Genomic DNA, 26606 nt, shown 5'->3' on the forward strand with positions numbered 1-26606 from the left:
AAGGACACCTCCTTCGGAAAAACCTTCCAACGATACGGGGGCACCCCAGTTCTCCAGAGGCCGACCGGTCTTGGCGTCGAGTGCCCACAGAAAAAAGGCTGGCGTCGTGATGTAAATCACACCCCGTCCATCCACCTCACCATAGGCGGCTCCCTTTCCGTAAGCCTGCCTCGGAGAGCGCCTACGTCTGGTGGTCTCGGGCTCACGAAAAGTCCAGAGCGTTTCACCCGTCGCTGGGTCGATCGCCACTACCTGACGACGCGGCGTCGTAACCGTGTAGAGCATTCCGTCAACGTAGATTGGGGTTGACCGGGAAAAGTAGTCGATGTTTGGACCGAAGTTATCGCTACGCCAGACCCACTTCACCTCAAGGTCCTCAAAGTTGCCAGCATGAATTTGGTCCAGCGCTGAGTGCCTGGTGTGTCCCGCATCACCACCCAAATAACGCCATTCGCCGTCCTCTGTGCCCGGCAAACCCTGAGCGAGGGCGCTTTCAGAGGGCGCCATCAAAACCGCACTGACAAGGCCGAAGCAAAACAGAAGGGTTCTCATCCGGAAAGTTCGATGCCTAACTCTCATCGTTATTCCTCACTCTCTGCCTTAACCGGGGTTTGCATCTGGACAACCTACACTAAAGCTTCATACACCGGCATCTTAACAAACGACAAATACTCTTCGTCACGAACTCTGTACCGCCAGTTACCACTACTCGTACCGCATGCCATGCCGCTAGCGAAACCAAAGTGCCGAGGGTGGGAATCGAACCCACACGGCCCGTAAGAGCCACAGGATTTTAAGTCCTGAGCGTCTGCCAGTTTCGCCACCCCGGCATAAAGACAGCTAATCCATTTAATTCACTGGGTTTCGACTCTCCCAACTAACTCGGTCGACAGACACATAGAATGCCCGTCCGCATCTTAGCTAATTAGCCATCCTCTCCCAACTAATTCAGAATTGATACGTATAATTCACTTTTGTAGTCGCGCCACGTGACAGAGTCAGGAAACGATCATGACTCTTAGTCAAATCGTATTGCCAGTTCTGAGTATAGACGAGGAAGAACTCGCTGCCAGGCCTCAAAATCCATCGCAGCCTAGTAAATAGGCCTACAACCTCACTAACCGAGTCGTACTGAACGTTTCCCGTTACAGACGTCCAGGGACTCAAGTGCCATGCGCCAGACATTCGCACCAATTCGGTTGCAAACCTACCCGCAGGCAGGTCGACATCGTCTCGACGGAAGTTAGCCGAGATTGTGATTCCTTGGTATGGCCTTACGTCGACATTGACATTCGCCGACGTCCGATGACCGGACCAGAACTCTCCCTTGCTAAGTCCGAGGTGCCCCGATACAACCCGCTGAGTCGCCGTGCGCGCGTCGATTCGGAACTCACTAAATTGATACTCTCCGTTCAACAGCACGACACCATCGCTAATCTCGAAAGGGTTGTTGAGCCTTTCAAACGTGTTATTCGACCGGATCCCAAACCAATCTCCACTTTGAAATCGAACCTGGAACAACGTGAAGTTTGTCTGCCGCGTCTGCAACACATTCTCAAGATTAAGTAGATGCTCATAGAAAACTTGGAACTCCATCTGGCGAACGCTCTTCCACCTTAGCGGCCTTGGTGCCCACGTGATCGTCGGCTGGACACGGCGAAAACCGTTACGTGGTGTGAAACCTAAGGCCGGCTTGAATTCGTCTCCGAACTCTCGGTAGGACACATGGGCACGCCAGATGTCATTCGGATAGTTGAGCCGGATACCCCGAGATGACCGATCGCCCGTTGTCGACGTTCCGTTACGCTCAGGATCGTTGTGCCATACATAGAACGCCTCGAATTGCAGGTTCTTATCACCGAGGAAAGTTGAAGTGAATAGATCCAAGTCTGCACCAACGGTAGCGCGATCGCACTGAGCAGGATTCTCGCCGATCCCTGCAGTCGCCCGACGCGTGTAGATGCCCCCGATAGTAGATTGCCTCCAGAAATTGAACTTCGAACGAGCAACCGTGAAATCCTCTGCACCCAGTCCATCACTCTGGTCGGTCCTCACCTGCAAGAGTCCCAGGTCGTATGGGCCCGCCTGTCCGGTTAATCGACTACCGAAAATGATCGGCACTTCTTTGCCACCAGCCAGCCCAATCTGGCGACTAAAGAAAGGTGTTATGCCATTAGAACCTGCAAAGTGGAAAAGACTGGCGTTCTCGAGAAAAAAGTCTCGTCGTTCAGGAAAGAACAACGGAAATCTTGTGAGATTGACCCGCCGGCGGTCCACTTCTGTCTCCGCGAAATCGGTATTGACACTGACAGCAGCCTTGAGGCTCGACGTAAGGTTATAGTTCAGGTCAAACCCTATGTCAGTTGGCACAACAGCTTCGTCGTTAACTTCACGCCAGGCCGCAGCTCCATAAGGCTTTACCTCAAGCCCCGTACCTTGCGATATGCCATGAAGACCGGTGACCCGCCCAGCATGAATCGCCCTAAACAATCCTTGATTACGCTGGTATCCAGTCCAGAGCATTTCCTCCTGTTTCCGACGGACAGTTCGTTGGAAGTTTATTCCCCAGGTATCAAGTGATTCGTCAAAATTGAGCGTCCGAAATGGAATTTCGATTTCAAGCGACCAACCGTAGTCAGCACGGGCAGTCTTAACATTCCAGATCCCGTCCCATTCCTTCGACAAACCACGCCGCCCACTCATAGAGCGCATGAGACCATCACCCAACAGACCAGCAGGATTGGTTTCAAAGAAATATGCGGTTCGTCCATCCAGAAACGTATCTAAAATCCACATGAATCGATCGTCCGACCCAAGACCCTGATCTCGCTGCTTTTGGTGGCCGAGGAGCGCCTGCGGTTCACTATCGTGAAGGATCGCTCCAATGTAAAGGAAATCACGGTTGTAGACGACGTATACCTCCGTCCGCTCAGTCGGTGTACCGCCTTCGTTGGGTTCTTGCTGAACAAATTCCCCTGCTGGTTCAGCTCGATCCCATGCTGACTCTGCCAGAATGCCGTCGAGTTCAATTCGTTCCTCGGGGTCCAGTCTCAGCGCCTCAAAGGAGCGCGGTGAATTCGACGATTCATTTTGCCCATATGCGAGTGATGAGGCCCCGACAAGCTGGAGGAAGCAGACGGTGTAACCAACCGAAATAAGACGCCGCGTAGTCATTAGAGAATACCTAGTGCCGCAGAAGAGAACGGGGCCAAGAACAATGGTCCAGAATCAAAGTGGACAAGCGTCCTTTCATGCGGACGCGTGCCTAGGCGATTTTTTTCAGCCTTTCATTGTAGCCGGTTACGGTAGAACGATCGAATCAGTCGGTCCAGTTAGGAGCGCGCTTCCCAAGAAAAGCCGTGACGGCTTCGTTAACATCGGCCGTTTGCATGAGTTCATTCAGGTAAAGTCGCTCCAAAACTGGCAAAACCTGAGCGACGTGCTTGCGCAGCCCGAGCCTAGAGGCAGCTACAGCGTGGCGCAACCCTGACGCTGATCGTCCTGACAGGTTCCGATCAAACCAAGCCTCAACTTCAGCGTCAATTTGGTCTAGCGCAAACACCTGGGCCACCAACCCAGCCGCGTGCCACTCTGCTCCGGAGTGGGCTTCGCCCGTTAGAATAGCGTCGGTTGCACGCGCGTATCCAAGTCTCATAGGTAACAGTGCTGAGGCCGCCGGCGGAAACGCGGCAAGCCTGACCTCGGGTAGTCCAAGGACCGCATCATCAGCGGCAAAAATAAAGTCGCACGCAAGTGCAAGCTCAAATCCAGCACCCAAGCAACGACCCTTCACCACGGCTGCCGTCGGGACTGGCACATCGAGCAGGTCACGGATCATGCCGTTCATTTCCGGCAGCATCCGTTCTACCCGATCCGAAGCGTGCTCTTGGATACTAGCACCGAAGCTAAAATCCCGACCGGCGCCTTCGACCGTCACGAGCCGAAGCGACATGACCTCATTGAGCAAGGCTAGTTTCGTACGAATCGCTTGAGCGACCGCCGTTGTGAGAACGTTACCTTTCGGACTATTAAGGACAATTCGGGCACGCATTTCATCCTGGCGAACCGACAGATTCACATGTTCAGCCATGGTCAGGTAACACACTCACGAACTACTTTTTGCCTCGGTCGAACGTGGATCGATCGCTTCTACAAGCACGGTAATGTCCGTGGTCGGTGCATCGCAGGAAAAATCCTTACACACGTAAGCCGTCGCTGAACCATCGAGCATTTTCATATTACCTACGAATGGCAGCAGATCGACCATACGTGATTGATGGTCACCTGGCTCAACCAATAGGACAACCGTAGCAGGTATGTAGCACGAAGCTAGCGCAGCCAGCATTGCACGCGTGCTCACACCATCGCGGTGACAAACAATCACAACTTGCGGCCGAGGCTGATGATACACCGAGGGCCCCGCCATCATCATCGGCATAATGCGCGCCAAAGACCCATTGTTACCGCTCAGACGGCCGAGTGTTTTCTCGATCTGGTTGACCCACACCTCGTCTCCGGTCAACTGGCTGATGGTTCCGCACCATCGTAGTCCTCCCTCAGTCTGAGTAGCACAGACAAATCCTCACCCGCTAACCGATTCGGCATCCTGTCACTCAATAAACTATGCGCGCATCTGACGCCACACCCCACCGTAGTGCTTCACACGCCAAAAATGAGAACCATTGACGACTGTTGTGGGGCGTCCCAAACTCTTAACGAACTATGTAGTCTGATACCTCACTTCGACTCCTCACTCGCTTAACTCAGGTTCCTTCCAACTTGGATATGAGCCAAGAGTCCGGACGAGGGGTGCGAATTCGGCAAGATGCATAAGCGCTCTAGCGCAGCGGGAATCTTCACGGTCCGTTTTCAAATCTGCAAAAAATAGATACTCCCAAGGCCTAGCGGGAATCGGACGAGATTCTAGTTTACCTAAATCGATGTTCCGCAACGTGAAAACACTAAGCGCTTTAAACAGCGCGCCAGGCTCATTTGGCACCGTGAACGCGATCGTGGTCTTGTCAGCCTTGCCCTGCGTGAGAGCTTCGCGCGAAATAACAAGAAAGCGCGTAATGTTCTCAGAAAAATCTTGGACGCCAGATTTAAGAATCGACAAGTCGAATACTTCGGCCGACCGATCTGACGCAATGGCCGCAGCATCTCTCAGGTTGGACTCACTAATCATCTTCGCACTACCGGCAGTGTCATAATTCGCGATGACCTCAACGCCCTCTAAACCTAGGAGAAAACGTTCGCACTGGGCCAGTGCTTGGGGATGCGAATAGACACGCTTGACATCTGTAAGGGTCGTTCCCTCTAACGCCACCAGATTATGAATGACCGGTAGATGCACTTCCCCCACAATCGGCAACTCATGTCTAAGCAGTAGATCGTAGTTACGCCTGATGGTGCCACCGATGGTATTCTCAATCGGCACGATCCCATGAGTGGCTTTCTTGTCCTGGACTGCCGAAAAAACTTCCTCAAAACTCTTACAGGCCATCGGCTCAGCTGACGGCTTAAACCGAAGTCCAGCCGCCTCACTGTAGGCTCCGGGCGCGCCTTGAAATGCGATACGCATGGATCGTGCTCCTTCCTCTCGCACTCTCTAATTACGCTAGCTGGTGGCCTCGTCTAATCAGTAATGAAGCCCTCCCGAGTTCACATCCTTAGTAGAGCACTGCCTTCCAGCTTACGTTATTTCGCTCCCGAATGCCTCCACCCTTGTCGACCAACCAGAGGCACAAACACGCAACCCTCCCTTACCTCCTCACTTAAACCCTGACCGGACTGACGAAAAAATGTTAGGTGCTGTAAATCGATTGTACCCACAGGCACGACCATCTTTCCACGCTTGCTGAGCTGGGAAATGAGGTCGGACGGCACCTCGGGTGCACCGGCGGCAACTACAATAGCATCGTAGGGCGAAAAGACTGGTGAACCATCACTACCGTCACCATCGAGAACCGTAACGTTTGAGATCCCCAGCCGGGCCAGGGTCTTTCTAGCCCTAGCCGCTAGCGATGGCCTATATTCGATCGAAACCACACTACGAACCAGTTGTGCCAATACCGCAGCCTGGTAACCTGATCCCGTGCCAACATCAAGTACGTGATCCTTGGAGCCACAATCAAGCGGCTCGATCATGGCAGCCACGATATACGGCTGAGAGATAGTCTGACCTTCACCGATTGAAAGCGGGCGGTCTTCGTAGGCATTGTCCCTAGCGCTCTTGGGAAGAAACTCGTGCCTGGGCACTTCGCGCATCGCTTGCAGTAGGCGCGAGTCATGAATACCTCGGCCAGCAATTTGCTCACTCACCATCGCCAATCGGAGGTTAGTCAATGCCTCGTCGGCGAAGGCTTCACCTCTAGGAATCTTAGACACGATCCTCGAACTCAGCTTGCTCAGGCCTACTTACAGGAGCGAGGAAAATCACATGGCATGGAACGTCAAGAACGAAGTGAATGAGTATAATCCCTACCATGTCAGAAACATCGGAAGGAAAATCAGCGGATCAACCAAGAAGGCTGAAATCGAGTCAATCAGCCCGTCAAACCGGAGACGAACCGGCGATCAGCGAGCGCTGCGGTGCCGAGATGTTCAGAATGCACTCTGTCTGGCGATGTCCAGCGTGCCGGTTCAAATCCGATTGTTGCGGTTGGTGAATGAAGCGAGCTATCAGCGAGGATCAGGGGCCCACCACTTCACTGACGTTTGCTTCCACGTCAGGCTCTGAGACCATCTCTAAACTTTTCACCACATCATCGTAGGTCATCATATCAATAGCGTCGAAGTCAGCCGGACAGCCGAAGTCACGCGCCTGGGGGGCGGTCTCGTTCCCCAACGCAACGCACAACCCACAACCGATGCACGCATCAACCCGAACTGCGCAAACCAGCCGTCCGTCTCGATCGGGCTCCTCAATGATGCAATTCTCAATCGGACACGCTGCCTGACAGATAGAGCAGGCCAACGCACCGAAACAGCGATCCGGGTCGATCACCGCAACGTTCTTAGGAGCCCGCTTCCGAGGCCCCGACATCATCTTGGTCCACATAGCGCTAATTATAGCCTCCCGGCACTTGCTGGTGGAAGAAGCCATCCCCGAACTTATCCGAAAAGCCCATTTCGGACACAAGAACCTCTTGTTTACCGACTGAACCGTGGGAATCGGTTACTACTGCGATCGCCCTCTCCCCGCGATTGGCCAGACTTCTGAAACTTTCTCACCTCGCACAACATGCAGATGGTCGTAGAGATTCACGGTGGGATCACAATGCGGGATCGTTAGCCGCACCTTATCTCCCACAGCAATTGGCTCTGATGGCTCAGTAAGATTGAGAATGCCGTGCTCATCACCGCCAAACCTGTAGTCCACCCCCTTAATATCCCGAAGGCGCGGAGGCTCCTTGTCCGTTGCAAAGGCCTTAATGCCCGCATCGACCGTAACCTGTCCCTGGATTGGTTGACTGATCGCCGTGGCTAATACGAAGAGTGATGAGTCAAAATCGTTGAAGACTTGGCCTGATCGCCCACCGATGTCTTGGTAGTTATCATCCATGAAAATGTAAGAACCGGCTTGAATATCGGTCATTCCATCAATCTCACTATTAATATCGTAGGTACCGGTTCCACCACCGGTGACGACGGGCACATCAAGTCCAGCCTGCCGCATCCCGGTCACCGTCTCCATGACTTGTCCCATCATTTGAACGTACTGCTTGCGCCGGGCCTCCCAACCGACCACGTGTTGGAGGCGCCCAGCATAAGCCTGCACCCCCACCAGCTCGAGTGATTCGGCACGCGCCACTTCACCGGCTAATGTGATAGCCGACTCACCAAGCATAATGCCCGTACGATCATCACCCGCATTCAGGTCGACAAAAACCTGCAACATAATGCCGACCGCAGTGGCACCGTCATTGAGATCCCGAACATTCTGCAATCGGTCTGTTACGATCTGTAAGTTCGGGGCTTGCCGTGCCAGGGCGAGGAGTCTCGCGAGCTTGCCACGGGTAGCGATGGGAGAGGTAATGAGAATAGGTTCGATACCACCTTCAACCATCACCTCAGCTTCGCTGATCTTAGCGACTGCAATACCTATCGCTCCGAGGTCAAGTTGCTGGCGAGCAATCACTGGACATTTGTGGGTCTTTGCATGGGGGCGAAGTGCTGCTGAATTGCCACTGTAAACATCTTGCATTTTACGTAAGTTCGACTCCAGGCTATCTGCGTCGACAACCAAGGCCGGTGTGGCTAAGTCCCAAAGCCGCGTCTCTTCAGGGAGTGGAATGGCACGGTGAAGCTGTCCGGTTTCCACAGTCGTCATTCCAGCCAACGCAGCGGAGCCGCCGATCGAAGAGCCGAGAAAGTCACGTCGCGTAATACTCATTTCTACCTCGCGCCGAGGGTTACTTGGCCGAGGAAAGCGCACTTAGGTAAGCCCCTACCGTCTCACGCAGACCGAGCTCCAGCGCATCCGCAATTAATGCGTGCCCGATCGACACTTCAACAATACCTGGCACGCTCTGAACTAATGCTGGCAAGTTGTGCAAATTTAGATCGTGACCAGCATTGACGCCAAGTCCCATGCGCTCGGCCTCCTCCGCACATTTGGCGCATGCGTCGAGGTTTGATGCCTGATCCTGTGTTCCAAAGGCCTTCGCATAAGGCTCCGTATAAATCTCAATTCGGTCAGCGCCGACTTTTGCAGCATTGGCAATAACCACCGGATCAGGATCCATAAACAACGATACCCGAATTCCTCGAGATCGTAAGTCCGAAATTATCGGGCGTAGTCTGTCACCGTCCGATCCAAGATCCCAGCCATGGTCCGACGTTCGTTGATCTGGGGCGTCAGGCACCAAAGTGCACTGCGCCGGCACTACCTTGTGCACCAGTGCAAGAAAACTCTTGGTCGGATTACCTTCAATATTGAATTCAACTCCAGCATCTTGGGTAAAGCTCGATAAGTTAAAAACGTCGGATGGTCGGGTATGCCGTTCGTCCGGTCGTGGATGTACTGTCACGCCAGAGGCACCAGCATCAACCGCAATGCGTGCTGCACGCAAGACGTCAGGCACTCCAACATCACGCGTGTTTCTCAGTAGCGCTACCTTATTCAGGTTCACGCTGAGTCGTGTCATAGCTTATATCCGAGTTCCCACGCCGACCGATGCAGACGGCCGTAAGTCAACGTCATAGTTGTAACACCCGACTTCAGACAAAGCTCTGGAAGGCGTGAAAACACCTTCGGCTCCATCGGACGGGCATCCTATTCACAAGATGGCAGCATGTGTCTGATTGAGGTTAAGTTAAGACGCGTCTCGTCATCGTCCTTAAGCAGAATGCCTTTGACGCGAATTTTGTGACCCGCGTGGTTACTTACACCGAACTCATCGAGCGTGCCGATCAACCGAAGCCGCCCAGCACCCAGAACCGTGGCAACTTCCGGTTCTGGTGGCACCTCCTCAGTAATCTCGACCGGTTCGGTGGCACTAACAAGCCACCACTGATCATTGTTCTCGTAATAAGAGCGGATGGCAAGTATCAAATCGATGTCACGACTGACCTGGACGCGCTCGCACTAGGCGTTGGTTTGGGCGCGAATTCAGCTACCTTGGCATGTACTTTAGCCACCATGCAAAAATCATCCCTCAATAAACGACTGACCGTCCTCCTCGCAGTGTTCCTATTACTTGGCTGGACTCAACATCGAAGGTGGTACCGAACACGCGTCAGCCTGCCCTGTTCACTTGCAATAGCTCTGGTCGGCCTCTACTGGTTCCTGCAAAGAATCGTTGAACTCTACCCTTAACCACCCCTAGCATCCGGCCGCAAAAGAACTCCTACAAACGCCACTTGATCCAGTTGTTTTTATATATTACGATATTGTATTATTTGGTACCGTATTATCTTGAAGTGTCTGCTGGCGACAATCAATGCTCGATTTAACCTCAAATCTGCAAAGGTCTGCACAGCTTGTGACGCTTTACCTGGGCAAGTTTCGAAGGGATTACGGCATCACTCAACCTGAAGCGCATGTACTAGCTGTGCTCCACGTACGCGGAGAAATCACAATTCGTAATCTGCACCATACCTTGGGCCATAAGCCGTCTACCCTGACCAGCATTCTCGACAGATTAGTTGCTCGTGGCTTTATAACCCGTGAGACAAGCCGGACCGACCGGCGATCATTTAACGTTAAGTTAACGCTGGCTGGGACCATTCCAGCTAAAGCTATCCGCACGGCATTGCACGCCCTCGAAAACAAAATCATCCGCCGATCGGTTCGTGCAGACATACGTGGCATAAGAAGGATCGCTTCAACCCTCGAGGAACTCGTTGTCGACACAGGTCGTGCGGAGTGAGAATCGCTATGGAACCTGGTGCTCAGGTTAGAACCGGTCAAGTAGAATCAATCGGAGCCTGGAAAATTATTCGCTTGGTGCTCTGGTTCGCTACTGCGTTTTTCGTCACGCAAACGTTCATTGGAGACGGCGGATTAACTGACATGTTGCAAGCATCACGTGAGCGTCGTGCACTCACCGACGCTGTTACAGCGGTAAAGGTCGAAAACCGGCGACTGTCAGGAATAGAGGATCGCTTACGCCGTGATTCCAAGGCAATCGAAGGTGTGGCGCGAGGAGAGATGGGTCTCATCGTGCCCGGGGAGGTCCTCTTCGTCGTTGGTGAAACGACTGAGATAACTCGGAGACCCAATTGAGACCGGCCACCATTCGATGGTGTCGCTAGAATGTCGCCGAAGTTTGATCGATCAGCGATGTTACGATGAGACGGTTATACACTTGCTCCAATACAATGCCCAGATGGTGCACTAGTCTCACCGCCCTGCTATTGCTTGTAGTTTTACCTTTTAGCGCGGCTTGTCAGCGTGAACGCGAACCCCTAATTTCTCGACTGCCCCTACTTCCTAATTTTGTCTATCAGAACAAATCATCGATTGAATTGTTTCACGAGGCTGATCGGCTCGCGCGACAGGAACCGCTGTCAGCTGAGCGGATCGGTCGTCTTGGCATGACCTACCACGCTTATCGATTCACGGATGAGGCACGGCAAACCTATGCACTGGCTAGAAACATTGCGCCCAATGAATATCGATGGGTCTATTACCAAGCTTTCTTGGAAAAATCTGTTTTTGATTTCCAGAAGGCCGAAACATTCTTTCAGGAAGCTCTCGAATATAAGTCGGATAGCGCAGAGGTGCTGGCCGAATTAGGCGACCTGTACCTAAAGTGGAACCGGCCTGACGATGCCGCCATACACTTCACCAAGGCACTCACCCTTGAACGGTCACAACCCTTGGCCGCACTAGGCCAAGCGCGCCTGGCACTCATCGCTGAAAGGTGGAATGAGGCTCTCGCGTTACTAATTCCGATCCTAGATACACACCCGCGACTCTCGCTGTGCCATAAGTATTTGGCACGCGCCTACGTCAACCTTGGTCTTCCTGATAAGGCAGAGCACCATCTATCTCTGAGTGACTACGGTTCTGGAATCGAGACTCCGTTGATGCGCAAGTTACACGAATTGTCAGTAGGCCCAATAGTGAATGGTGGCAAACCCGAGGGCGCGCTTGATCTGATGCAGATAAAGTGCACGCGTTGCCATACAGGCACACGCATCGAGGTAACACATCGGGACCGGTACTGGTGGGCGCAAACTGTGCGTCGCATGCAGCGGGAGGCTGGATGGGCGTGGCTGAGCGACGAACAAGCGGCCAGCATAGTTGCCTACCTTGCTGACCGCGACGCCAGTCCAGCAACACCTTAGCCCTCACCTTCGGGTCAGCGCTCGTTGCCAGAATTACTGATCGCGAGGGCGCGCTCCGCAAGTTCGTGTCCAGGATTAAGTTCTAGAACTCTCCGTAGTTCGCGTGTTGAGTCAACCTGACGACCGGCCCGTTCAAGGACATAGGCAAAGCTGTAGTGAATGTCGGCATCCCCAGGGGCTCGAGCGACTGCCTGTTCCAGAGATACCACCGCATCATCGAGCCTTCCCAGCGCAGTCAACGCAAGTCCTAAATACCTGTGCGCATCGGCCGTGTCAGCACCAAGGTGTATAGAACGACCCAGAAGTTCGACCGCTTGGGCATGCTCCCCTTGCCGATAAAGAAGTTCGCCGAGCCGCATGTGCGCCAAAGGGTGCGAGTTGTCCAATGAAATGGCTGTTTCGAGTGCCCGGCGTGCCTCTTCTAACGTTTCCACATGCTCGTGAAGAACGACATAGACATCCGGATCCTCTGGTGCCAAGCGACGAGCCCGCTCGAAGAGCAGACGCGAGAGGTCGGGGTCTAGCAAGGCATAGCGCGAAACGTTGAGCAACAGCCAATCGACATCAAACGATTGAGCAATCAGGCCATCAACCCAAGGGTCAGGCGCAGCGTAGAAGCGACCTAACTCGTTCGCCCGCTGGCGTGAAGCGTCCCCGGCTGCCGTTTGCCCGTAATGTTCATGTACCGTGGCCAGTAATCGGTGAAGGGCAGCAAACTGAGGTGCCGCCTCAACAGCAACCAGGAGATGAGATTCAGCCTGGCTCCACTCACCGACCTCAATAGCCAAACGCGCGAGACTCAAAAGTGCCCACGGGTCACCTGCCGTCAGCGCAAGCCGCCGCTCGTAGGCAGCCTTAGCTTCGTCAAACTTTCCTTGTTTAAAGCGGTTCTCGGCAAGTTTCAACCAGGCCGGGGCATAATTCGGCTCAAGCTCGACCGTACGTTCTAAAAGTGGAGTAACTGTCTCAGTTTCTCCGCGCTCTTGTAGCCTGTATGCCAGTAGATACGGCCACCGCGGGTTGTCCGTGGCGAGATCAGTCGCCAGCCTGTAGCATGCTTCCGCAAGTTCACCGTGGGTATTGGCCTGATAAAGGTTGCCAAGGCGGCCCGCCATCTCTCCCACGGTGTCGGGTGATGCACCAGAGCGAATAGCTTGGCGTAAAAGTCGATCGCCCTCAGTAACAGCAAGCTCAAAGGCAGGCAGAGCACCTACTGTGTCAGGCAGGTCCGGAACCGTAGTGAGCAATGCCGACTCAGCAAGCTGTTCAGGCAGCTCAACCCTCATCAGGAGTTTCGAGGTGAACCACGCCACGGACCCAGCCATAACGACAAGGACAAGGGCAATTAGCAACACCCTTAACGGCAACCTAGCATCTCGTGTCGTCGCCGGTCCGGCTTGACGACCAGCGTGTGCCTGTCGTTTTGCAGCTTTAACCATATTGCTCGTGGTTGATGTTTCCCTCCCTGTTACGGATCTCTCCAGGTGTTTCGCCAAAGTGTCACCCGGCTCATCCGATCGTAGGGCGGCGAAACGTGCATTGCGCCTGTAACTAGGTCGACAAGTCCATCACCATCCATGTCAGCGCTAGCGAGTGCTAGTAAATGGGTTGGCTCTGTGGCCAATATTCGACGAGCAAATTCCATTTCACCGTCGTTTTGAAACCATGCAAGCGATGCAGCTTCCGGAGAATCCCAATCGTTAAAGGCACTAACGACGAACACGTCCAAATCACCATCGAGGTCGCCGTCAACTGCGTTCGCAAAATAAGCTCCAGGAAAGTCACCAATCCGATGGTAGGTAAACCTCAAGTCACCTTTATTTTCCAGCCATTGCACTCCGTGCCACGGACGTGGCCCAGGCGGAATGTAGTCAAAGGCGTCGCCATTCGAGTAGAGCACGTCCAGATCGCCATCAAGGTCCAAGTCAACTAAAGAGATACCGCTACTGCCGAAGTCATCATTCGTCGCACCATAAATCAAGTGTCGATCGAACATACCTTTGCCATCATTCTCGAATACATAGATCTCTTCCCATTCCTGAGAAACGACAGCCGCGACGTCCAGGTCTCCATCACCGTCGAGGTCACCGACCGGCGTATGGATGGTTCCCGAAAGTTCTAGTAAACTGTGGCTCTCGAAATTCCACCCTCCAAGATTTTCCATCCACCGAATTTCACCATCGTCATAGCCAAACTGACCAACCACAAGATCGATATCACCATCTCCATCAAAATCCCCAGGCTCGATGTCTGTAACACGTGCTAGACCGTCGAGTAGAATGCGTGTCGTAAACTCCTCTTGACCATCGTTCTCAAGCACAACGACACTACCAATCTTGTCGTTATTCGGAAGAATCGCTCCCATCTTCGCAACAAGGAGATCAATATCACCATCCAAGTCAACATCGCTTGGCGTCACATGAGCTGGTGCCAGAATTGCGTCGCCGAGGAGCGTCTCAGTAAAGGAACCACCCACCTCCTGACGGATCCACGCAACCTGATTCATGGTGGCATCACACAACACCACATCGGTAAAACCATCCTGATCAAGATCGACAATGTTGACATGGCTAATCCATGGCTGCGAACCTCCGAGGGAACGCCCGATCGAACGGCGTTCAAAAAAACGACGTTCTGCCCTCTTATCAACTGGAGTCGAGACGGCCCGATCGTCGCGCAGGGCCACGATTAGGCCGATCAGTTCATTGACCGAACGCCCTTGCCGTTCAGCTTCTCGGGATACCAGAAACCACGGGACAAAGATAATGATAGCGAGCGCCGCCAATCCAAATAGTAGAGAAGGTCGCGGGTAAGCCATACGGTTCAGTATAGCGTTTCGTCAAAAGTTGTCGGATTTAGAATGGATGGGCAGGACACTTTGTGGAGTTGGTTACCTAACCACACCGCTAGTGGCTTGGTCATCACCAACTGAGAGACGACCTAGGCCTCCCCGACGCCCTGGTCTGAAAGAATTGTTACCTTGAGACCTGTCGGCTCACGACAGTAATGACCGATCAGCAGGTCAAAGCGAAAACTTTCGGTTGAACTTGAATACCTTCTTTACCTACGGTCACTCCCAAACAGCAAAGCCCATCGCATTCCCGGTACCAGCATCGGACCGGTAGCAGGGAACATAGTCGACGACGCGCATCTGAAGTCCGCTGTCGGCCAATAACCCAGCCACCGTGATCCAATTCTTGCTCTCCGAAGTACCCGAACGGAATCGATCGGCTGGGATGCGGGTAAGTTGGTCGCGATCGCCACCTTTAAGCGCCTTCAGCAACTCGGCATCGAACTCTTCGTCAATTACGAAATGGCTGAGTCCACCGGAAGCGATGACACCAACCCGCGCATCGCGATCCCAGGACGCCACAGCGCGGCCAATCGAACGGCCGAAGTCAAAACAGCGACCAACTGTAGGCTGATTGGGCGGAAAGAATGTGTTCTGCACGACCGGAACCGCGGGCACCGCTTGATCGTTCATGATGCGGCGGTAGACAAACCCAAACGCATGCGGGATCCCTTTTCGACCACGGGGCCCTTCCGGCAGCGCCTTCATCGCCGCGGCGTCGAAGCCTGCATCTGCGGTCGACCTGAGAATGTGCTCGCCTAGTTCAGGTACGCAGGGGTAGGTGGCTCCCTCAGGTGGACTATTCGCCCAGTGCGACGCGCCAAGTCCGGGTGGCATTTTTGCTAGCCTCTCCTTCGAGGGCGGGACATTGTCCACCGACTCACCGTGGAACACGCTGAGAGCTGGCGTAAGTTCGTCCTTAAAAATCTCACGTTGATCGTTACCAATGATTACAAGAATATCGACTGCAGCCGCTGAAAATTGCTCCGCAAGTTCCCCGATTGCCCGTTGGCATGATGCATGACGCTCAGTTCGCACATCGAGCGCTGCCTGTGCCCCGAGGTCCTCTTTCGCACGCAGAGCAACAAGTTCATCAAATGTATAAGTTCCTCCACGAAATGGATGCTTAGGATTCTGTCGATCCGCCTCCACACGTTGGTCCCATTGTTCTGGCGGAGTCGAAAGCAACGGACCGTGTGACGTTCCTAGGGCGAATGTGATCATTGCCATTTGCGAACAACCTCCAAGTAATTAGCTGACCCTGAGGACCGACGCCTCATAGTCAGCGTCGCCACCTTTGCCCTCGGGAAAGATCTGCCAATCCTCAACCCACACTCGAGTGGCGTTGAACATCTCCTCAGTATACGGTTCGAAGACAACCCGCTCCCCGGGCCCGAAGAGCCGAGTATCCATAATGCCGTGGAACCGTTCAGGAAAGTCTTTCTTATAGTAGTGAGTGTACAGTTCAGGGTGCAGGTCCAAATCAACCTGCGCCTTCTTCAAAGCTCGATAGCACTTGCGGACATCCTCAAGGTTCGCATCATCAGCCACCATTGCCGCAACCATAAACGTCGTATCGACGATCTTCCGGAAGCCGAGCTGCTCAACCAGATAGGACGGACCACCAAACGCATTACCCGCAGGCACGGCACGGTCGACGAGCAACTCCAGCCGCTGAAACAACATCCCGCCGAAGTGCAGTTTGATCTCGGAACGGTCCAAAAACGGTTCAAGACTTTGAATCGTCGAATAGTGGCTTCCGGACTGGTAGCCCACAGTGATCGGCACGTTAGCGAGGTCCTCTGGCCGCTTGATTGACGAATCGGGTGGTACGTAAATGCCCGATGGACTGACCGAATAAGCCTCTCCCCATAAACGCCCACGACCCGATGAGGCCGCCATATTCACCGTCCAGTGGCAGGCTGAACTAACCGAGCAGCCACGCCCCTGTCCCTCAAACGTCTGATACGCCCCACTCCACTGGTCAGGCGGTAACTCCTCAGCCGTCTTGACACTAGCTACCTGGTCTCGCCCTAGGCGGAACTCGTAGTCCAACCCTTCAGCCTCAAAATAACCGTGCTCCTCGGCTACCCATTCCTGAAGCCGCATGTGCGGTACGATAATAAATTTCTCCACCGAATCTATCCTAACTCGTATTCCACAAGTGAACACGACTACTTTGACGCACCCTCTACAGGCTGTTCTAGCTCAAGAAATCTTGCGACCAAGTCAATACCCGCCGACAAGTCGAATCGACGGTACGCATTCTGGACTACCATGGTTGGGTCACCAGAATGCAGTCTCTCGTAGAGTTGCTGACGACCACCATAGCCGTCGCCAGTGAGGTCCCAAGCCAATTTGCAGAGCTTGTAGCGATCAAGCGGTGACGTGCCCTTACCTCGCATGTACACATCAAGATGCTTCTTCAATTCTGGCGCCGTCCAGTCCTCGGCCGTCGGCAGAAAGATAATCGAGCTTGTGCCGATGTGCTCGACCAGTTCGACGAACCGCTCTGAAACCATCGTCACCAATGCACGACGCTCTGGTGCTGCTGCTGTGCGGTAATGTCCACCAGGGGTGCGTTCACAGTCAATCTCGCCTGCGCGGAGGTTCGTGCGGGCTAACGACAGGTAGGTACACATCTCACCGAGGGTAGATAAGACATTCGGTCGCTTATCCACCCCAGAGGTCGTAGCCAACAGGTGTGCCACAGCCACCAGCACTTCCATCCTGAGTTGCGTCAGCACCGACCCCGCATAGCTCGCCCACGACATAACATTGCCACGGAACAGGCGGTTAGCACCCAACGGCTCCCTATAAAGGAATACCCGCTCCCAGGGTACGAAAACGTCGTCGAAGATTACCAACGAGTCGACCTCATCAAAACGTGCAGACACCGGATGATCTAACGGATTCCGCCCTGAGAACACCTCGCGAGTCACCTGTTTGAGACCTGGAGCATTGCACGGAATGGTGAACCAAAGAGCAAACTCAGGCTCGTCCTCAGTGAACATGTAGGTTGGAGAGATTAGGATTTCGTTCGAGAACACGCCGAAGGTATTGAATCTGGCTCCTCGTACCACGATCCCATCGTCCCGCTCTTTGACAACACGCACACACCGGTCGGGGTCCTGCGACGGCCGCAGCGACTTATCCATACAAGGGTCGTGGAGACCATGCGATAGGCACAGATCATGGTCCCGCGCATACTTCAAATATGTTTCGGTATTCCGAGCGAGGTCTGGATTGAGTTTAGCGAGCTCATGGCGAATATCGTAGTAGCCAATCACCATCGAGGCACAAAAATCAGGCAATCGCCCGCACATGCCAAAGACTTCGCGGACCCACACTTCGGTGTTCCGCCGCCGAAGCAACAGATGCTCTGGTTTAGTCGGTAGAAAGTAGGAGTATGAAGCGCGAAGGCCGTTATCCTGCTCATAGGTCATCACATCCCGCGTCTTTGGAGCATGCTGCATATCGTAGATACGTGCGATGCTCTTTGCCATCTGGGCAAACTCAGGGTGACTCGTCACATCGTCAATTCGCTCACCCCGATACCAGACTTCGCGACCATCGCGCAAACCCTCTAAATACCGCTTGCCATCGAGCGCACCTGTGCCTTTAGCAACATCCATAGCCGGAATATTTCGTTGCGATGCCGTTTCCTCATGCATGTTAATTACTCCGCTCACAATTCGAATCTTTCCGAACCTTCAGGACCTAACTAGATATCGAATTTGGAAAGAACTGCTTTATATTTCTTACACACTGCTTCCCGTAACTCGGGGCTGGCTCGCGTCACAGGTGGAAATTCATCGCGCCACTCGAACGGGCGGCACGCATCAATGATCGCCCTTGAGTTCAATCGTTCACCCGGCCGAAGCATTGGGTCGAGTGGCCCACTCCAGGTCCGACGTATTAGCTCGATATCCTCCGCCGGATTACTCCGCGTGGACATTGCCCAAAGCACTTCAGACATATCAGTTGGGTCAACATCCTCATCGACAACCACAACATACCTGCCGAGATAGTTACCTGATTGACAGGACAATACCAGTAACCCAGCCTGTCTCGCATGGCCGGCGTAGGCCTGCCGAATCGATACGACATTGAAGAGCCTGGCGGAACCCGCTTCATGGCACCAAACGCCTTGTACACCATTCAAGCCAGCGTGTTCGATCTCGTCCCAGATCATGCCAGACTTCATGACGCACTTACTAAACGAGAAGTCCGAGGGAGGTTGCATTGGGCTTGCCATCGTCAAAATTGGGTCGTCACGGTAATAGACACGTTCAATGCGCACAACCGGCTCATCGCTAACCTCACTAGCGTAGTAGCCGGTGAACTCACCGAAGGGCCCTTCTGACTTCGTATCATCAGGATACATCGCACCCTCAAGAACGATCTCACTATGCGCTGGCATCGGCAGCCCATACCGCTCGGACCGGATCGTCTGCACCGGGAGTCCTCGATGACCACCAGCCCAGCTGAACTCGGAAAGGCCAAAACGCAGCTCATTACCCGCTCCGAGAGACAGCAGCGGGTCGTGGCCACAGCTAATCAAAACCGGACACGGTTTTCCTTCGCGAAAATATTTCTCCCGAATCTGCCGACCATGCTTCCCGGGGGACATCCAAAGTCCTACCGTTCGGCGATCATGAACCATCGACCGATAGGTGCCCACATTCACCCAATCGTCGTCGGGGTCGTACATGATGACTAGGTCGTCCGTTCCAATGTATCGTCCGCCGTCTCGTTCATGCAGCAACGGCACAGGAAACTTCAGCACGTCCACGGCATCATCACGGTCGATATTCTGGAGGATCGGACCCTGATCGACGGTCTCCGGTGAAAGCGGCGTATGCGTCTTCATCCGGTTCCGATAGGCATGCACAACGTCCATGGGCGTCTTCGGCTCCGGAAAGCCAAGGGTAATGGCAAGTCGTCGACTTGAATTCGAGGCACCCGATACCACGCGAAAGCCTTCTGGGAAACCCGGAATGCGCTGGAAGAGAATTGCTGGCGGATTCGGTCTGGCGTGGTGAATAACCTCCGTTAATGCGCCCATCTCAAGGTTCCAATTCACGCCGTCGATTGTAAGAAGTTCGTTTACCGCTTCCGCACGCTTCAGTAGATCACGTAAGTCTTGATGTGGTTGATCGTATGCGTTATACATGGGGGCTACTCATCTTCGACATCAACGTTTGCGTAATCCTCACCTGTTCGCTGCTCAATCAACTCGACCATTCCAGTGGCATCCTTAACCTGACGGATGTCCTCTGCAACAGCCTGAAATGCAGTCTTAAGCTTTCCCCGCGTATTAAGCGGACAGACCATCAGACAGATCTTGCACCCATGCAACTTAAGAAACCAAGGTTTACACGCTGGCGTATCAACCTGCCACCGAACAATTCCGTTTACCTCCTGCTTATCCGGCTTGATAGCATCACCCGGACAGAAACGGGTGCAGATGTTGCACGATGCGCACACCTCATCAAACCAAAAATCCTTAGGCCCGTCCGGCTTGAGTGGCATCTCCGTTGAAACAGCCACCAGTCTGAACGAGGAACCAAGTTCTGGTGAAATGAGTGAACCGTGCTTTCCTAATTCGCCGAGTCCAGCCAAGTATGCGTAAGCCGGCAGTGGAAAATCTCCGCGGTTCGTCTGGGCACAAGCACTGTAGCCATAGGCGCCTATCTGATGGGCAAGGCGATTAGCCATATCGTCAAGACGATAGTAAACCCGGTGCACCTCAGCCTGCGACCGAGGACCAATATCGATCATGCTGTCGAAGGCCATCGAAAGGCCAAAGACAATCACAAATTGATGCGCGCGCTCTGAAACATCAGTGAACAAGAATCTCGGATCGTACTCTGCAACGCCGACCAGTTCAGCCCCCATCTCCAGGACAAGCCGCTTGATCTCTTTAGTCTTTCCGTCAACATCTTGAATCTCGGTTCGGTCGGGATTGACGAGAGCCTCACGCGCTGGCCAAAGCACCTCTCGACGGAGGAAGATATGGCGTTGGGCCGATGCCGGCATCCGCCGACGAAACCCCGACCCACCGGAAGTCATCATCCCTTCCTGTTGGGTGCGAGTTGGACGCTTAGCCTGGTTAATATTGATCTTGCCCATCGAATAATCTGGACTAAACGCTAACCGGACGATTTGCCTCGCTCACGACTAAGTGAGTTCCACGCTGGTTCAGGCTCAGATGTGCCCTCCTCTGCAGCTCGCTCCAGCGCCACAACGCGTTCTCGGTAGGTCGCCTTGACACCCAACAGGGAGAGCCCAGCAGCGATAGACACCCCGATAAGAAGAAAGAAGGCGATTCTGTAGTTCCCTTGGGTGTCATACAAAAACCCGACAATCGGTGGTCCGAGAGCAAACCCGACTGTAACGCATGCGGTCAAAATGCCAATCGTTTTCCCAAGCACCTTGGGTCCGAAGCAGTGTTTCGACAACACCGGAATATCAACTATGGCGCCTCCGTGGGCCAAGCCCCGCACGATACTAAATAAAATCAGTATTGACAGCACCTGGGCCGGAAACAACAACACTACAGCCACGGCCATTAGGAAATAGCACACCATCACACCACGAACCGACAGCTTGTCGTAGAGCCACCCGAATCCGAGTTTGCCCACAATACTGATAGTAAAGACAGCGGTGAGCACATTCGCAGCGACCACCGGTCCTAGCCCTACATCCCTGTCGAGATACATCACCATATGTTGACCCACTGACTGGTCAACAAATCCAATGAGCATGACGGCCAAGCCGATCATCCAGAACGAACGACTTCGGATCACATCGTTGAAATTCATTCCGGCGGCGGCCAACTGTTCTGGCATCACCGCAGGTGACCTAGCATCAGACTCGACCTGTGGCTCGTCCTGCTCGAGATCTTTAACGATCCAAAGGAACGTTGGTAACGCCACGACCCAGATCCCAACGCTGAGAAACGCAAGGGCTTCCCGCCAACCATAGAGACCAACTAGCATGGTTGCCAATCTCGGTGTGAACGTGCCGGCAACGGCAGTTCCTAAAAGGGCTGCACCAATGGCGAGTCCCTGTTGACGCATAAATCGCTTCGAGACAATTACTTTCACCGCGATCATCACCGTGATCGAACCCAACCCGAGTATCAACCCGACAGCGTAAAACTGCCAGAGCGACTGAACGAGAAGGAAGCTCGCCATCGCCACAGCTGAGACGATGGAAGCGGTCGTAACAATGCGGCGGACACCAAATCTGTCGATGAGCGCGCCAAAGAAAATTCCAAATACCGCGCCCGCACCGAATTTCAAGGTCACCACCAATGTCACCTGTGTCCTCGTCCATCCGAACTCGTCAATGATCGGTCCATAAATTACCGGCATCACCAGCGTGGGCACACCAAAAGTAAAAACGATACTAATGAATCCGGCGAACACGATCCACCAACTGCTGGATACACGCGGTGTGGCACCAAGATCTGTCGGGAAGTTCATAGTGAAACCTCAGTCATCTCAAGATAACGTCGAGCGGACGACCGAGTAGCGTGCGGTGTCCAATAACGTGGTCGGCTGTGTGGCGAATGTGCCGGCCGTCTTCATCCAACTGGTAGACGAGGACCCGGATGTTGCCCGGTTCCGGAACGAACATGCGGTGATTGACGCGATCCAGCGCCACCGACCCCGGTCACCACACACTATGGGCATTGGGTCCGTTGTTAGTCACACCTCCGCGGGGAGTGGGATTACCCCACGGGTCGAACTGCAGCAGCACGTCGCTGGCCGGCTGGCCCGTTTCCTGCCCGCTGACGGAAACCACCGCCAGCCCGGCCATCGCGAACACAAGCGTCCATCGTCGAAAGCTCATCGCGGCTTACCCCTGCCTCGCATGACCTGCACCGTGTCCTGAACATCCCTCCCGGACGGGCTTTGATACACGCTGAGGCCGAACTCTGGCGCCATCGCCAGTATGTGGTCGAAGATGTCCGCCTGGAGGTCTTCATATCGAACCCAGTCCGTATCACGGCTGAACACGTAGATCTCGATCGGCAATCCCTGGGCGCTCGGCGCAAGGTGCCGAACCAAGAACGTCATCTCCTGATGAATCATGGAATGGTTCCGAAGATAGGCAACGATGTAGGCGCGGAACGTGCCTACGTTGGTGAGCCGCCGAAGGTTACTGGGTCGGTTGGCATCAGCATCGTGCTCAGCCTTCCAGCGGACAAGCTCATGCTGCTTGCGTTCCAGATACGCCGCCATGTGCGGAATCTTCGCGAGCCGTACCAGTGTCTCGTCGTCGCAGAAGTGGATCGAGTTCATGTCGACGTGGATCGCCCGCTTGATCCGCCGTCCGCCCGACTCCGACATCCCTCGCCAGTTCTTAAACGATCCGCTGATGAGCCCGTAGGTTGGAATCGTCGTGATCGTGTTATCGAAGTTGCGGATCTTCACCGACGTCAGCCCCACCTCAAGCACATCCCCATCGGCACCGTACGCCGGCATCTCAATCCAGTCACCTGGCGCGACCATCTGGTTGGCAGACAGCTGAATCCCCCCGATGAAGCCGAGGATCGGATCTTTGAAGACCAACATGAGCACAGCGGTCATCGCACCCAGTCCACTCAACAGCAAGACCGGCGACTTGCCCAGGACGAGCGACAGTGCGGCAATCGCGGCGACGCAGTAGATGACCAGCTTGACGACCTGCACGATGCTCGTGAGCGGGACGCTACGTGACAGTTCCGACGAGCTCAGAATGTCGACGGCCGCGTTGAGCACGCCATCACTCACTAGCACCGCCACGAACAACATATACAAGAGGCAGCCCTGTTGGATGGCTACGCTCCAGGTTTCATAACCACCTAGCACCGGCACCGAGAAATGGTAAATGACAATCGCCGGAGCAAAATGCGCCAGCCGATGCACTACCCGATGCTGTAGCACAGCGTCGTCCCACTGCGCCGACGTTCGGGCCGCCAGGGTTACAACTGCACGGACAATGATCCGCTTGGCCACAACGTCGGCGATAAACGCCAGCGTAAGGACTGCAACGACATCGACCGATATCGTGAGAAGCTCTGTAGTTTGTTCGCCCAAGCCCGGTGGTATTAGTAACTCGTGAATGAAACTCAGCATGGTCTACTCAGTTAATGTCCACAGTGCCAGCCTTAAGGTTCGATAAGCACCCTTAGATTATCCCGGAACCTGCTACAAGATCATTAGAGAAACTGGAGGCGCCGCCCGGATTTGAACCGGGGATGGAGGTTTTGCAGACCTCTGCCTTACCACTTGGCGACGGCGCCGATTGGACTACGCCTATTTGACGTAGATAAATCGAAGGAACAAATGGAGCGGGAAACGGGATTCGAACCCGCGACTTCGACCTTGGCAAGGTCGCACTCTACCACTGAGTTACTCCCGCACAATAAAATGGATTCCGCCACCTTAGCATACCGGTCATTTCCGTTTCCACCGTGTGCCAGCTGGTCCATCCTCAAGCACAATGCCACGCTCAGCCAACTCATCCCGAATGCGGTCAGCTTTAGTAAAGTCTCTGTTACCCCGGGCTGCTTTGCGGTCGCCAATAAGTTTTTCGATCTCTTCGACCGGAACAGGTGGGGCTGCATCCTCAGCACGGCGAATTCGAATGACCCCAAGCACCTCATCGAAATATTCGAAAGTCTCCCGCACTAAGGTTACGTCGGAACTACTGATTTCTCCGGCATCTATCGCAGCATTCACCATCCTTACAAACTCAAACATAACGCCAAGCGCACCTGGGGTGTTGAGATCGGCCTTGATCATTTCAGAAAAATCACGGCGGGCCACCTCAACTTTTTCGATTAGGGTTGTTTCAACGCTGGACTGCGGTACCGTGTCGAGGCGTACAAGACAATCCATTAGCCGGGTGAGTGCCTCATCGGCTTGGCTTAGACTATCCCAGGTGAATTTGAGTTGCTTGCGGTAATGGACCGACAGCAACACGTAGCGCAACGCAGACGCTCGAAATCCCTTCTCGAGTACGTCACGCACGGTAAAAACGTTACCGAGCGACTTTGACATCTTGCCGCCTTCGCCCAGCAAAAGATGTTCGACATGAAACCAGAACCGCGAAAACTGCGTGCCGGTCGCGCCCTCACTTTGCGCGATCTCGTTTTCGTGATGCGGAAACACCAGGTCAACACCCCCGGCATGAATGTCAATTGGCGGCCCATCAAGCAACCGGAGTGCCATCGCCGAGCACTCAATATGCCAGCCTGGACGGCCCGGCCCTACACCATAGTCCCACGTGGGCTCTCCCGGCTGAGTGGCTTTCCAGAGCACAAAGTCCCGGACATCCTCCTTGTCATACCGGTCGGCATCGACCCGAGCTCCGGGTTTTATCCCTTCGTGGTCGAGCCTCGCCAGCTGTCCATAATGAGGCATCGTGGAAATCTTGAAATAGATTGAGCCATCGCTACGATAGGTATGTCCGTTCTTCTCAAGAGCCTCGATCATTCCGGTCATCGCACGAAGATTAGCTTCGTCGGTTGCCCGAGGCGTTTCCTCCACCGGCTCGAGACCAAGCCTCACCGCATCTTCCTGAAAAGCTGAGATATACCTGTTGGTGTATTCGTGAAGCGGTAAACCGGCTTTGCTCGACTCAACGATTGTTCGGTCGTCAACGTCGGTATAGTTCATCACCTGTCGGACGTCGTAACCTTCCAAATACTTTAAGGCGCGGCGGAGGACGTCGAGACAGACAAAGGTTCGAAAGTTACCAATATGGCCATACGCGTAAACCGTCAGCCCACAGGTATACATCCGCACCTGTCGCCCACGAAGCGGGACGAACTGCTCTTCACGACGAGTAAGCGTATTGTAGAAACGCATCGGACGTTTGGGTTAAGAGACGCTTTGCCGTCACATCTTCAGTCGAGCACACGTCGGTGGGGGGGGGGCTCTGTCGACTTCGCTGCTCCTAACCTCGCAAGTTTACAGTGAAATCTGACTAAACAGCTCCCTAGCTTGCCGACAATCAACCTCAATCTGGGAACGAAGTGCTTCAACTCCATCGAATTCCATCTCGTCCCTCAACCTTCGAACGAAGGACAGACGCAGCGACACATCGTAAAGATCACGTGTCAGATCAAAGATGTGTGTCTCAAGCACCCTTTTCCCTTTACCGAACGTCGGTCGGAACCCCACGTTAGTCACACCGGGATATACAATCCCATCAAGCGTAACCAGCGTCGCGTAAACCCCATCGAGAGGTAAGAGCTCATTATCGGAACGCATGTTGGCGGTTGGCACACCTATTTCTCGACCCCGTCCCTCGCCGCGCACAACAGCTCCATCAACGGCATAGTGGTGGCCAAGAAGGGCACCCGCCTCATCCACGCTTCCCTCTGAAACCAGTCGGCGGACCCTGGTACTGCTAACAACAAAATCCTTGTAACGAACTGGTTCAATCTTCTCAGCCCTGAAGCCATGTCGTGCGCCGAATTCACGAAGGAGTGAAAAGTTTCCAGCCCGCTCATGACCGAACAGAAAATTCGCACCAACCCACACCTCGCTCACCTTAAGCCATTCAACCAGAGCGGTAATAACAAAACGCTCAGGTTCCCATTGAGACATCTCTTCCGTGAACCGCAAAACCGCGATCCCGCCGATGCCGGCGGCGGTCAACGCCTCATACTTTTGAGTCACAGTCATCAGGAGTTCCGGCGCCTTGTCGGGACGAATGACGCGAGGCGGATGCGGATCAAATGTCAGTGCAATTGGCAACACACCCCGCTCGTAAGCACGACTGCGTACGCGGTCGATGATTGCGACGTGACCTCGGTGGAGCCCGTCAAAGTTGCCCAGTGCCAGCACAGGTCGCTGCCACATCGAGGGACAGTCGTTATCAGGAAAATAAATAATATTCACTGTGGCGAAAGGTTATAGACACGAAGTCAGAAAGCACCGATGCTACCCACAAG

26 protein-coding genes and 3 tRNA genes are annotated in these 26606 nt (G+C 54.0%); 4 read left to right on the plus strand and 25 right to left on the minus strand.

What is annotated here, in order from left to right; translation table 11 throughout:
• The 10 genes from QGH09_08505 to QGH09_08550 all read right to left on the minus strand — a co-directional run.
• Positions 1-552, minus strand: a 552-nt coding sequence (locus QGH09_08505) for a PQQ-binding-like beta-propeller repeat protein (GenBank protein HJO18224.1), incomplete at its 3' end; no start/stop codon positions are given.
• A 192-nt stretch (positions 553-744) separates the two neighbouring features.
• Positions 745-830: transfer RNA gene (locus QGH09_08510), tRNA-Leu, on the minus strand.
• A gap of 118 nt (positions 831-948) precedes the next feature.
• Positions 949-3174, minus strand: coding sequence for a carbohydrate binding family 9 domain-containing protein (locus QGH09_08515; GenBank protein HJO18225.1), 2226 nt, complete (start codon positions 3172-3174; stop codon positions 949-951).
• A 145-nt stretch (positions 3175-3319) separates the two neighbouring features.
• Positions 3320-4105, minus strand: coding sequence for an enoyl-CoA hydratase/isomerase family protein (locus tag QGH09_08520; protein HJO18226.1), 786 nt, complete (start codon positions 4103-4105; stop codon positions 3320-3322).
• Positions 4106-4507: a hypothetical protein gene (locus tag QGH09_08525; GenBank protein ID HJO18227.1), complete on the minus strand. Its 402-nt coding sequence runs from the start codon at positions 4505-4507 to the stop codon at positions 4106-4108.
• Between the two features lie 243 nt (positions 4508-4750).
• A complete protein-coding gene (pheA, locus tag QGH09_08530) occupies positions 4751-5581 on the minus strand; it encodes a prephenate dehydratase (protein ID HJO18228.1) in 831 nt (276 codons plus the stop codon).
• A 116-nt stretch (positions 5582-5697) separates the two neighbouring features.
• Complete coding sequence (locus QGH09_08535) at positions 5698-6387, minus strand: protein-L-isoaspartate(D-aspartate) O-methyltransferase (protein ID HJO18229.1); 690 nt, start codon at positions 6385-6387, stop codon at positions 5698-5700.
• Positions 6388-6691: 304 nt separating this feature from the next.
• Positions 6692-7060, minus strand: a complete 369-nt coding sequence (locus QGH09_08540) for a hypothetical protein (GenBank protein ID HJO18230.1) — start codon at positions 7058-7060, stop codon at positions 6692-6694.
• 120 nt (positions 7061-7180) lie between these two features.
• Positions 7181-8395 carry a DSD1 family PLP-dependent enzyme gene (locus tag QGH09_08545; GenBank protein ID HJO18231.1) on the minus strand — a complete coding sequence of 405 codons (1215 nt, stop codon included), beginning with the start codon at positions 8393-8395 and terminating at the stop codon, positions 7181-7183.
• A 19-nt stretch (positions 8396-8414) separates the two neighbouring features.
• Positions 8415-9149: a pyridoxine 5'-phosphate synthase gene (locus QGH09_08550; protein ID HJO18232.1), complete on the minus strand. Its 735-nt coding sequence runs from the start codon at positions 9147-9149 to the stop codon at positions 8415-8417.
• Positions 9150-9379: 230 nt separating this feature from the next.
• Between QGH09_08550 and QGH09_08555 the strand changes: the two genes are divergently transcribed.
• The 4 genes from QGH09_08555 to QGH09_08570 all read left to right on the plus strand — a co-directional run bounded on the left by QGH09_08555 (position 9380) and on the right by QGH09_08570 (position 11796).
• Positions 9380-9820, plus strand: a complete 441-nt coding sequence (locus QGH09_08555) for a hypothetical protein (protein HJO18233.1) — start codon at positions 9380-9382, stop codon at positions 9818-9820.
• A 124-nt stretch (positions 9821-9944) separates the two neighbouring features.
• Entirely contained in the window at positions 9945-10373 is a 429-nt protein-coding gene (locus QGH09_08560; GenBank protein ID HJO18234.1) for a MarR family transcriptional regulator, read from the plus strand.
• A gap of 8 nt (positions 10374-10381) precedes the next feature.
• Positions 10382-10729, plus strand: a complete 348-nt coding sequence (locus QGH09_08565; GenBank protein HJO18235.1) for a septum formation initiator family protein — start codon at positions 10382-10384, stop codon at positions 10727-10729.
• 65 nt (positions 10730-10794) lie between these two features.
• Positions 10795-11796, plus strand: a complete 1002-nt coding sequence (locus QGH09_08570; GenBank protein ID HJO18236.1) for a hypothetical protein — start codon at positions 10795-10797, stop codon at positions 11794-11796.
• A gap of 14 nt (positions 11797-11810) precedes the next feature.
• On the opposite strand, the gene QGH09_08575 is transcribed toward QGH09_08570, so the two are convergent.
• From QGH09_08575 to QGH09_08645, 15 genes are all read right to left on the minus strand, one after another.
• Positions 11811-13235, minus strand: coding sequence for a tetratricopeptide repeat protein (locus QGH09_08575; GenBank protein ID HJO18237.1), 1425 nt, complete (start codon positions 13233-13235; stop codon positions 11811-11813).
• 29 nt (positions 13236-13264) lie between these two features.
• A complete protein-coding gene (locus QGH09_08580) occupies positions 13265-14614 on the minus strand; it encodes a VCBS repeat-containing protein (GenBank protein ID HJO18238.1) in 1350 nt (449 codons plus the stop codon).
• Positions 14615-14866: 252 nt separating this feature from the next.
• A complete protein-coding gene (locus QGH09_08585; GenBank protein HJO18239.1) occupies positions 14867-15877 on the minus strand; it encodes a hypothetical protein in 1011 nt (336 codons plus the stop codon).
• Between the two features lie 21 nt (positions 15878-15898).
• Positions 15899-16783, minus strand: a complete 885-nt coding sequence (locus tag QGH09_08590; protein HJO18240.1) for a hypothetical protein — start codon at positions 16781-16783, stop codon at positions 15899-15901.
• Positions 16784-16821: 38 nt separating this feature from the next.
• A complete protein-coding gene (locus tag QGH09_08595) occupies positions 16822-18321 on the minus strand; it encodes a 4-hydroxyphenylacetate 3-hydroxylase N-terminal domain-containing protein (protein ID HJO18241.1) in 1500 nt (499 codons plus the stop codon).
• Positions 18322-18371: 50 nt separating this feature from the next.
• Positions 18372-19823, minus strand: coding sequence for a UbiD family decarboxylase (locus QGH09_08600; GenBank protein HJO18242.1), 1452 nt, complete (start codon positions 19821-19823; stop codon positions 18372-18374).
• Between the two features lie 5 nt (positions 19824-19828).
• Positions 19829-20782: a reductive dehalogenase domain-containing protein gene (locus QGH09_08605; protein HJO18243.1), complete on the minus strand. Its 954-nt coding sequence runs from the start codon at positions 20780-20782 to the stop codon at positions 19829-19831.
• 20 nt (positions 20783-20802) lie between these two features.
• Positions 20803-22140 (minus strand): MFS transporter, encoded by a 1338-nt coding sequence (locus QGH09_08610; GenBank protein ID HJO18244.1) that lies wholly within the window; start codon positions 22138-22140, stop codon positions 20803-20805.
• Between the two features lie 13 nt (positions 22141-22153).
• The gene (locus QGH09_08615) at positions 22154-22294 is read right to left on the minus strand and encodes a hypothetical protein (GenBank protein HJO18245.1); all 141 of its coding nucleotides are present in this window, start codon (positions 22292-22294) and stop codon (positions 22154-22156) included.
• 36 nt (positions 22295-22330) lie between these two features.
• Entirely contained in the window at positions 22331-22510 is a 180-nt protein-coding gene (locus QGH09_08620) for a hypothetical protein (protein HJO18246.1), read from the minus strand.
• Positions 22507-23778 (minus strand): mechanosensitive ion channel, encoded by a 1272-nt coding sequence (locus QGH09_08625; protein HJO18247.1) that lies wholly within the window; start codon positions 23776-23778, stop codon positions 22507-22509. The genes QGH09_08620 and QGH09_08625 overlap by 4 nt, the downstream gene beginning before the upstream one ends.
• Before the next feature lie 93 nt (positions 23779-23871).
• Positions 23872-23945, minus strand: a tRNA-Cys gene (locus tag QGH09_08630).
• A 44-nt stretch (positions 23946-23989) separates the two neighbouring features.
• Positions 23990-24064: transfer RNA gene (locus QGH09_08635), tRNA-Gly, on the minus strand.
• Between the two features lie 35 nt (positions 24065-24099).
• Complete coding sequence (cysS, locus tag QGH09_08640; GenBank protein HJO18248.1) at positions 24100-25515, minus strand: cysteine--tRNA ligase; 1416 nt, start codon at positions 25513-25515, stop codon at positions 24100-24102.
• Positions 25516-25617: 102 nt separating this feature from the next.
• Positions 25618-26553 carry a bifunctional riboflavin kinase/FAD synthetase gene (locus QGH09_08645; protein HJO18249.1) on the minus strand — a complete coding sequence of 312 codons (936 nt, stop codon included), beginning with the start codon at positions 26551-26553 and terminating at the stop codon, positions 25618-25620.
• Positions 26554-26606: the final 53 nt, after the last annotated feature.

Source organism: Vicinamibacterales bacterium (genome assembly GCA_036012125.1).
Taxonomy (GTDB): Bacteria; Acidobacteriota; Vicinamibacteria; order Vicinamibacterales; family UBA823; genus UBA11600.